Source organism: Photobacterium sp. HL06, from assembly GCF_059552575.1.
On the sequence record NZ_CM183915.1, the window covers coordinates 1,022,074 to 1,033,380 of the forward strand.

Here is an 11,307-nt window from a genome sequence, read left to right on the forward strand (position 1 = left end):
TAATATTCGCTCACTAGAATAAACAAAAAAACGCAAGGTGAGCTTTATGACAGCAATAAAACAACAAGAATTGAAATCAACATTTCTTTATACATTTGTTATTTTTCCTGCACTTACAGTTGGTGCAGTAGGCCTCTATGGCATGGCAGCGTGGCTGTTGTAAGGGAAACGTAATGAAGTCAATTAAACAAATACTGCAACACTTCTTTACACCCAGTAAAACCATCGGTTTAGGCATTTTGATCTTAGCGGGTTTTATTGGCGGCGTAGGGTTCTGGACCACATTTGATGCCGGCCTTGAGTACACCAATCAGGAACAATTCTGTATTGGTTGCCATGAAATGGAAAACAACGTTTACCAGGAACTACAAAGCACAATTCATTTTAAAAACCGTACTGGCGTTCGCGCAACTTGTCCGGACTGCCATGTTCCACACAATTTTACCGACAAGATAGCGCGCAAAGCTCAGGCATCGATGGAAGTGTGGGCAAAGCTGACCGGCTCTGTTGATACACCAGAGAAATTTGGCAAACACCGCCTGGAAATGGCCAAGCGCGAATGGGCACGAATGTCAGCCAATGGCTCTGCTGAATGCCGCAGTTGCCATGACTATAAGAGCATGGACTTTGAAAAAATGTCCGTAGATGCCCGCGATCAGATGATGGACGCCGCTGAAAATGATCAAAGCTGTATCGACTGCCACAAGGGTATTGCCCATCACATGCCAGATATGTCTGCAGGCTATAAAGCCATCATGGATGATCTGAACGCCCAGGCTCTGGAAACGTCGGTTAATAAAGGCAACACCTACTATACGCTGCACAACAAGAAGCTGTTCCTGGATCCGGAGATGACAAAAAAAGCAGGCCTGATGATCTCATCAGTGCCAGTGGAAGTTGTCGGCAGCCAAGGCGAAGCCATTGAAGTTAAAATTACTGGCTGGCGTAAGAAAAAAGGCAGCGGCAAGATCATTATGCAAGACTTTGCCCGCAACATTCGCGTCGCTTCACTTCAGCGGAAGGTCGCAAAAACCAAGGGCTTCTTCAACGTACTTGATGCCAAAGAAGACGAGGATACCAGCATTACCTGGCAGAACGTCGACTTTACACTTTGGACCGATAAAAACGATCTGGTGGAAGACGTAGAGCCAATCTGGGAATACGCCAAAGAAGCCTACACAGCAACATGCAGCCGTTGTCACTCACAACCAGCAGAAGCTCATTTCGACTCAAACACTTGGGTCGGAATGTTCAAAGGCATGCTTGATTTCGCCGACTTTGAAAAAGAAGAAGAGCAAATCGTTTTACGTTACCTGCAGATGCACTCTTCGGACTATAGCGACGAACACTAACCAAGTTTGGAGGTCGTTATCGGCGGCCTCCTTCCCCTAATACCACGCTGAATAATCAGGCGCCTCTCGGCGAGAATTAATTGTTCAGCTTGGTATCAATAATAACTGATAAGCGAGGCTATCATGAGTGGTTCAAGTTTTAACCTGAAACGCCGTGACTTTTTGAAAGGTATTTCCGCCGGTGCCGCTGGCGTAGTTGTGGGCCCAAGTTTGCTAACTGCCAGCAAGGCAATGGCTTCTGAAGCACCTAAGTGGAGACTGACAGGCTCTCACTGGGGCGCGTTCCGTGCGCGTATCGAAGATGGACGCGTGGCTGAAATTAAGCCATTTGAACTCGATACCCATCCAACCGACATGCTAAACGGCATGAAGGGCATGATCTACAACCCATCCCGTGTCCGTTACCCTATGGTACGTGTGGACTGGCTGAAAAACGGCAGCAAGAGCGACACCAGCAAGCGCGGTGATAATCGCTTTGTTCGTGTAAGCTGGGATAAGGCTCTGGATCTGTTCCACAACGAGCTAGATCGTGTCCAGAAGACCTATGGTTCTTCAGCACTTCACGCAGGCCAAAGCGGCTGGCGCTCTACCGGTGCACTGCATAGCGCAGGTAACCATATGCAGCGTGCTGTTGCTTACCATGGCTCTTTTACTAAGAAAGTCGGTGACTACTCTACCGGTGCTGGTCAGCACATTCTTCCATACGTACTGGGCAACTCTGAAGTTTACGCACAGGGTACGTCTTGGGAGCACATTTTCAACGAGACCAAGTTCCTGGTGCTGTGGGCCAACGATCCAGTGAAAAACCTGCAGGTTGGCTGGAACTGTGAGACCCATGAAGCCTATCCGCATCTGGATGCACTGAAAGCTAAAATTGCCAGCGGCGATATCCGCGTGATCAGCATTGACCCGGTAGCAACCAAGACCCAGAAGTTCCTTGGCTGTGAGCAGATGCGTATCAACCCGCAAACTGACGTTGCTCTGATGATGGCGATTGCCCATACCCTGGTAACTGAAGAGCTGGCTGACGTAGACTTCCTTGATGAATACACAATGGGTTACGAAAAATTCGTGCCTTACCTAATGGGTAAAACCGAAGACAAGATCGAGAAAACGCCAGAGTGGGCAGCCAAGATCTGTGGCGTAGCGGCTGATGATATCCGTCAACTGGCCCGCGCTATGGCAGCAGATCGTACTCAGCTGATGCTGGGCTGGTGTGTACAGCGTCAGCAGCACGGTGAGCAGCCATACTGGATGGCGGCGGTACTGGCTTCAATGCTCGGTCAAATCGGCCTGCCTGGTGGCGGCATCTCTTATGCCCACCACTACAGCTCAATCGGTGTTCCTTCTTCAGGTGCTTCAGGTCCAGGCGCATTCCCTTCAACGCCGGATAAGGGCTACAAGCCGGTTCACGGCGAGAAGTTCAATGGCTTCAGCAAAGTGATCCCGGTCGCCCGGTGGGTAGATTGTCTGGTTAACCCAGGCGAAACTATCGACTATAACGGCAAGAAAGTGAAACTGCCTGAAGTCAAGATGATGGTATTCAGCGGTAACAATCCGTGGCATCACCACCAGGACCGCAACCGCATGAAGCAGGCGCAGAAGTCGCTGGAAACTGTGGTCACCGTTGATTACCGCTGGACAGCAACTTGTCGTTTCTCTGACATCGTTCTGCCTGCAACTACGCCATTCGAGCGTAACGATATCGACGTGTACGGTTCATACTCTGCCCGCGGTATTATTGCAATGCAGAAGCTGGTTGAGCCTCAGTTCGAAGCGAAAAGTGACTTCGAAATCTTCACCGAGCTGACTAAGCGCTTCGGTAAAGATCGTGAGTACACCCGTGGTATGAGCGAAATGCAGTGGCTGAAGGAAATCTACAAAAATTGCCGCAAAGCCAACAAAGGCAAGTTTGACATGCCTGAGTTCGACAAATTCTGGGAAGAAGGCTTTGTTGAGTTTGGTAAAGGCAAGCCTTGGGTTCGTCACGCCGACTTCCGTGAAGACCCTGAAGAATACGCGCTGGGTACTCCTTCTGGTCTGATCGAAATCTTCTCTAACAAGATTGCGAAATACGGCTACAACGACTGTAAAGGTCACCCAATGTGGTTCGAGAAAATCGAACGTAGCCACGGTGGTCCTGGCTCTGACAAATACCCGCTTCAGTTGCAGTCTTGCCACCCGGATCATCGCCTTCACTCTCAGCTATGTGAATCTGAAGAGTACCGTGCAACCTATACCGTTCAGGGGCGTGAGCCAATCTACATGAGCCCTGAAGATGCAAAAGCACGTGGCATTAAAGATGGCGACATCGTACGCGTACACAACGATCGCGGCCAGCTACTGGCAGGTGCAGTTGTTACTCCAGACTACATGCCTGGCGTAATGCGTATTCATGAAGGTGCTTGGTATGGCCCTCAAGACGAGAAAGTGGGTTCACTCGATACCTATGGCGATCCAAACACAGTGAGCCTGGATATTGGTGCATCTAAACTGTCTCAGGCAACCAGTGCCCACACTTGTATCGTTGAAGTTGAAAAGTTCGTAGGCAAAGCACCTGCAGTTACCGCTTTCGGTGGCCCACAGGAAGTTGAAGCTTAATACTTTTCGGACTCATTACTAAAATCAAAGCCTCACATATGCGAGGCTTTTTATTTTTGGCTCAACCTCAATATGTTTTATACAGTCCGGCAGGATAAAACCTAATAAGTCGGCACTGCTTTACTCTGGAGTACCCATGCAAGAGTTTATTGATTTCAACGAACAACGTGCAGAGATTTACTGGTGGATGTCTTCTCTACTTTCTCGTGAGCTGACAGAAGATGATCTTAATGAGTATCTCGGAGGTGAGATGCTCACCTTCTTATCTGGCCTTGGTATGACACCGGAGCTAAAACAACCTGTTGAAGCGTTCCGTGATGCACTGAATCGTCTAGACACTCGTGAAGATGCCCAGCTTGAGCTTGCCGCAGATTTCTGTGGTCTGTTTCTGAGTACACCAAAATCTGGCGCCCTACCTTACGCTTCCATATATGTTGGTGAAAGTGGCCTGCTTAATGATAAGCCCGCACAGGACATGAACAAGCTGATGGAAGAATACAGCATTGCTCAGCGAAAAGAATTCAATGAGCCTGCTGACCATATTGCGGTCGAGCTGGATTTCATGGGTAACCTGATCATTCTTGCTAATCAGCAAGAAAACGAAGAAAAAGCCGAAACGGTGATGCAAGCACAGCTTAATTTCATCAATACCATGCTGTTGAACTGGCTACCGACTTTTACCAAGTCCTGTGACTCTCGCGACAATTTCGGTTTCTACGCCGCTGCTGTGAATCTGCTGCTCGCGTTCTGTCAATTAGATGCTGCATTTCTTGCAGGCGAAGAACAATAATCCAATCCGTTATCATAAAAACTGAAATCACTATTTCGAGTTGCCGGCATATGGATTGCCGGCTTAATTAGATGGTCCGCCTCACTCCAAAGCCGCTATCAATAGGCAGTTGACACTTGTGCCACTATTCAATTATCCCTCTTAACCTCCTGTCTCTGCGTAAGCCGCTATACTTTTGACTTACCAAAAGCGTTAAAACGCTACCAATAAAAACAAAGGTTCGAGACTATTTATGTATCAAGAAACCTTCATTGATTCGTTGTCTATCTTTCTCGTTCTGGCACTGGTTTTTAGTGCAATTTCCATCATGTTTGAGTTTGGCTATAGCCTCACACGACGTTTCGCCTCTAGCCAGATCAGCAAAGCCATCAGCCCGATGGCTACTGGGCTTGCCAGCCTGCTCGCCTTTATCCTGGCAATTACTTTTAGCATGGCGGCATCAAAAAATGACGTCAGAAAACAGTTAGTATTAAAAGAAGCTAATGCAGTAGGAACTGCAATGCTGCGGACTGGGCTACTGGACGAGCCCTATCGAACCCAGAGTCGTGAGTTGTTAGTCAAGTATGTCAATATTCGTGTCGTTGAAGACCAAAGTCAGGCTAAAAAAATTGTTAATCAAGTAATCAGTGAAAGCGAACAAATCCAGCAAGAGTTGTGGCAAATTGCGATCAACGCCCACCACAGCTCACCACCAACCCAAAACTTGCTGTATATCGACTCCCTCAATATTGTCTTTGATATCCATAGCGAACGAGTCAACTACGGGCTAAGAGGACGGATCCCGATCAGCATCTGGATCACACTCACTCTTCTTACCTTCCTAACCATTGCCCTCAATGGGGTTCAGGTCGGTGCACAAGGGGAAAGCCGATTGCTGATTGCCGCACTTCCCTTCGCGATGGCCTTCTCTCTGGTACTCACCCTGATAGTCGAACTCGACCGGCCAGCACGCAGTATTATTGAAGTCAGCCAGCAAGCGCTGATTGATTTACGTGACAGCCTAGAAAACAAGCAACAACTCAACCCCTTAAATTCAAAAACTTAGCCAAAAAACACACAAACAATCAACACCAAACGTGAGCCCGATCGCACTTATTGAGATATTCGCTAAGGGCATTAACACCCACATACCACTTAGGTGGTAGATGGGGTATATTCCTTTTTAGCCTCTGCATTTGGAACAGATATCACCACTAGAGGCTAAATTTTGCATGTAATAGACGCCTATTACTGTTATTAATTAGCAACGTTAGTTAAGCATGCATGGAGTGCATTGAGTCATTACTATGAGTAAGGACACAAAGCTGGTTAGGAAAAAATTAAAAAAACAATCTCAGTCTGCACTGAGAAAAACAAAAAACTCTTTTTTGAAGAGATACGATCAAGCCGCCTAGTGCGGCTTTTTTTGTTCTGGGATCACAGTTACTGCTCGATAAACAAGACACCAAGAACAACGCCACGGCGGTGTTTCTCAACCAAAGCCTGGCCTTCATGTTTTTGTACGGTAGGGAGCATTGTCGCAACTTCAGCATCTCGATAAACAAATTGTGAATACCCAGCGGGATCACGCTCGTCAGCCAATTGACTCAGGGCCACAGCCGCTATTGCAATACATAACACTGATAGGTTCATTGACATTACTGCACGACTCCATGAGTGCTTTACAACTTCTATGAACTATAGTGCATTTAATAATACTTTGACTGCTTAACGCACGGCAGTAAGCCAATCCCTAGCCAAGTTATTAGTGATGCTGTTAATTGATAACGAACAATTCCATAAACTCGTTAACAGGTGTTGCTTCAAGCGCGGCCTGATCGCTACATAGTTCAAAGATCTTCTGGCTGGTCCCCACAGGGAAACGGGTCTGCAGGTTACGCTGGAACTTACGCTCCAGAACCGGGATCCCTTCTTCACGGCGGCGGCGGTGCCCAATCGGATATTCCACTGCCACTTTCTCCGTTGACGTGCCGTCATTGAAGAACACCTGGATAGCATTGGCGATCGCGCGTTTGTCCGGCTCCAGGTACTCTGCGCTGTAACGGGTATCTTCAATGATTTCCATCTTGTTACGCAGGGCATCAATACGGGCGTCACCCTTGTGGAAATCATCTTCATAGTGCTCGGCTACCAGATCTCCATAAAGCAGCGGCACCGCAATCATATATTGCAAACAGTGGTCACGGTCTGCAGGGTTAGCCAAATCACCAGCTTTCGAGATAATTCGAATTGCCGACTCATGAGTGGTGACGACAATACGCTCGATTTGATCGATCTTGTCCTTCACTTGCTCATGCAGCGTTACGGCGCACTCTACTGCTGTCTGGGCATGGAATTCCGCCGGGAAAGAGATCTTGAACAGCACATTTTCCATTACGTAACTGTTGAAGCCTTGGTCAACCTTGAACGGTTCGCCGTTGAACAACACATCGTAGTAACCCCATTGCGGCGCAGTCAGTACAGAGGGCAGCCCCATCTCGCCTTTCATGGTGATCATAGCCAGACGTACTGCACGTGAAGTGGCATCACCCGCCGCCCAGGACTTGCGAGATCCGGCATTCGGCGCATGGCGGTAGGTACGTAACGAGCAGCCGTCTACCCAAGCCTGCGAAACAGCATCAATGATCTGATCGCGGTTACCGCCCAGCATTTTAGTCACGACAGCGGTCGAAGCGACACGCACCAGCAACACATGATCCAGGCCAACGCGGTTATAGCTATTTTCTAACGCTAATACGCCCTGGATTTCATGGGCCTTGATCATCGCCGTCAGCACATCTCGCATAATAAGCGGCGCTTTGCCGTGCGATACGGCAACACGGCTCAGGTAGTCCGCTGTTGCCAAAATGCCGCCCAGGTTATCCGACGGGTGGCCCCACTCCGCAGCCAGCCAGGTATCATTGAAATCGAGCCAACGGATAATACAGCCAATATTAAAGGCCGCCATGACCGGATCCAGCTCATGGGATGTTCCCGGTACACGAGCACCATTTTGTACCGTAGTTCCCGGAACGATAGCACCAAGGTGCTTGGTACATTCTGGGAATCGTAGAGCCAACAGTCCACAGCCTAGGGTATCTATCAGGCAGTTACGGGCCGTGTTATAGGCTTCCTGCGATTCTATCTCGGCGTTAGCCACATATTCAGCGACCTGTACCAGCAGCTTATCCGGTTGCGGGCGTTCATTAATATCGACGTTCATGCTCATTGTTCTGCTCCTTTGATGAGCCAACCCTGATACTCCGGCCCCTTATAATCGGCAGAGAGTTTCTTCGACCATGCTTTAATTAAAGCATTACGAGGATCGGATTCATGATAAATTCATGCCAGCCAGACATAAAAAAACAGCCAGAGCATCTTTCGATGCAAAGGCTGTTTGCTCAGGGAGTCTTTCAATTATTTAGGGGAATTACTCCAGTACCCGCTCAATTTCCTGCAGGCTGGACGGATCATCAATCGTTGAAGGCACGACATATTGCTCGCCGTCGGCGATCTGGCGGATCACCCGGCGCAAGATCTTACCGGATCGTGTTTTTGGCAGACGATCAACAATCAATGCGCGTTTGAAGCAGGCTACAGCCCCAATTTCCTGCCGCACTTTTTGCAATAGCTCATTTTCGATGGTGCCGCCTTCTGACACGTAACCATCTTTCAGCACCACCAGCCCCAACGGCAACTGGCCCTTGAGCTCATCGTGGATACCTATTACTGCACATTCGGCAACCGCCTCATGACCACCGACTACCTCTTCCATTTCACCGGTAGACAAGCGGTGACCAGCCACATTGATCACATCATCAATGCGTCCCATGACAAACAGGTAGCCATCTTCATCGATATAGCCGCCATCACCAGAGACATAATAGCCCGGGAACTGGCTCAGATAGCCGGATTCAAAACGGTCATGGTTGCGCCATACCGTAGGCAGGCAGCCTGGTGGCAGCGGTCGCTTAATCGCAATATAGCCTTGCTCGCTGGCTTGTTTCTGTTCACCAATTTCATTAAGTACTTCGACCTGGTAACCAGGGATAGGCTTAGTCGCCGAGCCTGGTTTCACTGCAAAGTTCTCCAACCCAATCGGGTTTCCGGCAATTGCCCAGCCCGTCTCGGTCTGCCACCAGTGATCGACCACCGGACGCCCGGTCTTGCTTTCGACCCATTCCAATGTTGGTGGATCCAACCGCTCGCCTGCCATAAAAATCGTTTTCAGCGATGGCATCGGGTACTGCTTCAAGTGTTCGCCTTCAGGATCTTCTTTTTTGATTGCCCTAAACGCTGTTGGTGCCGAGAACAGAACTTTGACCCCGTACTCCTGACACACCCGCCAGAAAGCACCTGGATCCGGTGTACGTACCGGTTTGCCCTCATACATGATGGTCGTGCAACCATGGATCAGTGGTGCATAGACAATATAAGAATGACCAACAACCCAACCAACATCCGATGCCGCCCAATACACATCCCCTGGTTCGACATCATAGATAGTCCCCATGCTGTATTTCATCGCTACAGCATGACCACCGTTATCACGCACCACCCCCTTGGGTTTACCCGTCGTACCTGAGGTATAAAGGATATACAGCGGATCGGTAGCCTTCACCGGCACACAGTCATGTGCTTTCGCCGTACGCAATAGTGCAGACCAGTCCTTGTCGCGTTCCTGATTCAGATCCGCCAGACATGCTTTACGCTGATGCACCACAACATGATCGGGCTTCCAACGGCTGTCCATGATGGCTTTATCCACCAACGGTTTATAAGGGAGGACTTTATTGATTTCGACCCCACAGCTGGCTGTCATGATCACCTTCGGCTCAGCATCTTCAATACGTACCGCCAGTTCATTCGGAGCAAAGCCGCCAAAGACGACCGAATGGATCGCCCCCAGCCGGGCACAGGCCAACATAGCCATCGCGGCTTCCGGGATCATTGGCATATAAATCACCACCCGGTCCCCTTTGCTTACCCCCAAGCTAGCCAACATACCCGCGGTCTTGGCGACCTGGTCGCGCAAAACACGATAGCTATAACGGGCTTTCTGTCCGGTGACAGGGGAGTCATAAATCAATGCGGTTTGATCACCTCGCCCTTGCTCGACATGATAGTCCAGGGCTAAGTAAGCGGTATTGAGTTCACCGTCGGCAAACCAGCGGTCGATTCCATACTCATCCTGGCTGAGAATGGTTTGAGGAAATTTGAACCAAGCAATCTCGTTGGCTTGCTGTTTCCAAAATTCTTTCGGCGCTGTTTGAGCACACTGATATTCTTTTTGATACGCAGACATAATGCTTCCTCCAGTATGTCCTAACATTGCTTATTTTCGACTATTAAGCCGTGCAAAATTCTTACTCAAAGACTCTTATTCACAGGCTCGATTCAAAGACATTAGAGGGAACACGTACAAAGCCCTCCATCAAAATGCGAGCACTGCGACTCATAATGGCCTTCTCAACAACCCAGCCTTGATCCGCCTGTTTGGCTTGTGCGCCCACTTTTAACGTTCCGGACGGATGCCCGAACGTCACCGATTCTTTTTCACCGCCTCCAGCAGCCAAATTAACCAGCGTCCCCGGAACACAGGCTGCTGATGCAATCGCGACCGCTGCTGTTCCCATCATAGCGTGGTGTAACTTACCCATAGAAAGTGCTCGAACCAAAATGTCCACCTCACTTTCAGCAACCGTTTTGCCACTCGAAGACTGATACGTCTTCGGCTTGGAAACAAAGGCGATTTTAGGCGTATGCTGACGTGTCTCAGCATCTTCTAGGCGTTTAATTAAACCCATTTCCAGAGCGCCATAAGCACGAATGGTTTCGAACATAGCCAACGCTTTTTCATCATTGTTGATGTCATCTTGCAGCTCGGTTCCGGTGTATCCAATTGCCTCAGCATCGACAAAAATGGTCGGGATCCCCGCATTGATCAATGTGGCATTGAAAGTGCCAATACCCGGCACTTCAAGATCATCAACCAGATTGCCTGTTGGGAACATGGAGCCATCACCATCTGCCGGATCCATAAAATCCACCTGAATTTCGGCTGCAGGGAACGTCACCCCATCTAGCTCAAACTCACCGGTTTCCTGTACAAAGCTATTCACAATGGGCACATGTATCAGGATAGTTTTCTCGATATTAGCTTGCCAAACACGAACCGTGACAATGCCGTTTTCGGGAATACGATCTTGAGGGAGCAAGCCGGCATGAATCGCGAATGGCCCCACCGCCGCAGAGAGATTTCCGCAGTTACCGCTCCAGTCAACAAAGGGCTTATCTATCGACACCTGACCAAACAGATAATCGACATCGTGATCAACTTTGCTACTTTTGGAGACGATAACGGTTTTGCTGGTACTCGACGTAGCACCACCCATACCATCAATCTGCTTGGCATATGGATCAGGGCTGCCAATGACTCGCAGCAGCAACTGGTCTCGGGCTTTGCCAGGTACCTGAGCTTCAGGCGGCAAATCGTCCAAATTGAAGAACACACCTTTGCTGGTGCCACCACGCATATAGGTGGCAGGCACTTTGAATTGTGATTGAGGCGTTAAACTTGTCATA

Annotated in this window: 9 protein-coding genes; 5 read left to right on the forward strand and 4 right to left on the reverse strand. The window is 49.1% G+C overall.

The window, feature by feature from the left end:
* Positions 1-46 precede the first annotated feature (46 nt).
* From AC51G0_RS22950 to AC51G0_RS22970, 5 genes are all read left to right on the forward strand, one after another.
* On the forward strand, positions 47-163 hold the full coding sequence (locus tag AC51G0_RS22950; RefSeq protein ID WP_164918460.1) for a hypothetical protein: 117 nt from the start codon (positions 47-49) through the stop codon (positions 161-163).
* A 10-nt stretch (positions 164-173) separates the two neighbouring features.
* On the forward strand, positions 174-1,352 hold the full coding sequence (torC, locus tag AC51G0_RS22955) for a pentaheme c-type cytochrome TorC (protein ID WP_496303970.1): 1,179 nt from the start codon (positions 174-176) through the stop codon (positions 1,350-1,352).
* Positions 1,353-1,475: 123 nt separating this feature from the next.
* Entirely contained in the window at positions 1,476-3,953 is a 2,478-nt protein-coding gene (torA, locus tag AC51G0_RS22960) for a trimethylamine-N-oxide reductase TorA (RefSeq protein WP_496303971.1), read from the forward strand.
* Between the two features lie 136 nt (positions 3,954-4,089).
* Positions 4,090-4,743 (forward strand): molecular chaperone TorD, encoded by a 654-nt coding sequence (gene torD, locus AC51G0_RS22965; RefSeq protein WP_496303972.1) that lies wholly within the window; start codon positions 4,090-4,092, stop codon positions 4,741-4,743.
* 232 nt (positions 4,744-4,975) lie between these two features.
* Positions 4,976-5,788, forward strand: coding sequence for a bestrophin-like domain (locus tag AC51G0_RS22970; protein ID WP_496303973.1), 813 nt, complete (start codon positions 4,976-4,978; stop codon positions 5,786-5,788).
* A gap of 377 nt (positions 5,789-6,165) precedes the next feature.
* Here AC51G0_RS22970 and AC51G0_RS22975 read toward each other — a convergent pair whose 3' ends face one another.
* The 4 genes from AC51G0_RS22975 to prpF all read right to left on the reverse strand — a co-directional run bounded on the left by AC51G0_RS22975 (position 6,166) and on the right by prpF (position 11,306).
* Positions 6,166-6,381: a hypothetical protein gene (locus AC51G0_RS22975; protein WP_496303974.1), complete on the reverse strand. Its 216-nt coding sequence runs from the start codon at positions 6,379-6,381 to the stop codon at positions 6,166-6,168.
* 118 nt (positions 6,382-6,499) lie between these two features.
* Positions 6,500-7,951, reverse strand: a complete 1,452-nt coding sequence (locus AC51G0_RS22980; protein WP_496303975.1) for a bifunctional 2-methylcitrate dehydratase/aconitate hydratase — start codon at positions 7,949-7,951, stop codon at positions 6,500-6,502.
* 201 nt (positions 7,952-8,152) lie between these two features.
* Positions 8,153-10,027 carry a propionyl-CoA synthetase gene (locus tag AC51G0_RS22985; protein ID WP_496303976.1) on the reverse strand — a complete coding sequence of 625 codons (1,875 nt, stop codon included), beginning with the start codon at positions 10,025-10,027 and terminating at the stop codon, positions 8,153-8,155.
* 79 nt (positions 10,028-10,106) lie between these two features.
* Entirely contained in the window at positions 10,107-11,306 is a 1,200-nt protein-coding gene (prpF, locus tag AC51G0_RS22990) for a 2-methylaconitate cis-trans isomerase PrpF (protein WP_496303977.1), read from the reverse strand.
* Position 11,307: the final 1 nt, after the last annotated feature.

Coding starts and splice junctions, on each gene's coding strand:
- torA (WP_496303971.1), top strand. CDS start 1,476: ATGAGTGGTTCAAGTTTTAACCTGAAACGCCGTGACTTTTTGAAAGGT.
- torD (WP_496303972.1), top strand. CDS start 4,090: ATGCAAGAGTTTATTGATTTCAACGAACAACGTGCAGAGATTTACTGG.
- AC51G0_RS22975 (WP_496303974.1), bottom strand. CDS start 6,381: ATGTCAATGAACCTATCAGTGTTATGTATTGCAATAGCGGCTGTGGCC.
- AC51G0_RS22950 (WP_164918460.1), top strand. CDS start 47: ATGACAGCAATAAAACAACAAGAATTGAAATCAACATTTCTTTATACA.
- AC51G0_RS22970 (WP_496303973.1), top strand. CDS start 4,976: ATGTATCAAGAAACCTTCATTGATTCGTTGTCTATCTTTCTCGTTCTG.
- torC (WP_496303970.1), top strand. CDS start 174: ATGAAGTCAATTAAACAAATACTGCAACACTTCTTTACACCCAGTAAA.
- AC51G0_RS22980 (WP_496303975.1), bottom strand. CDS start 7,951: ATGAGCATGAACGTCGATATTAATGAACGCCCGCAACCGGATAAGCTG.
- prpF (WP_496303977.1), bottom strand. CDS start 11,306: ATGACAAGTTTAACGCCTCAATCACAATTCAAAGTGCCTGCCACCTAT.
- AC51G0_RS22985 (WP_496303976.1), bottom strand. CDS start 10,027: ATGTCTGCGTATCAAAAAGAATATCAGTGTGCTCAAACAGCGCCGAAA.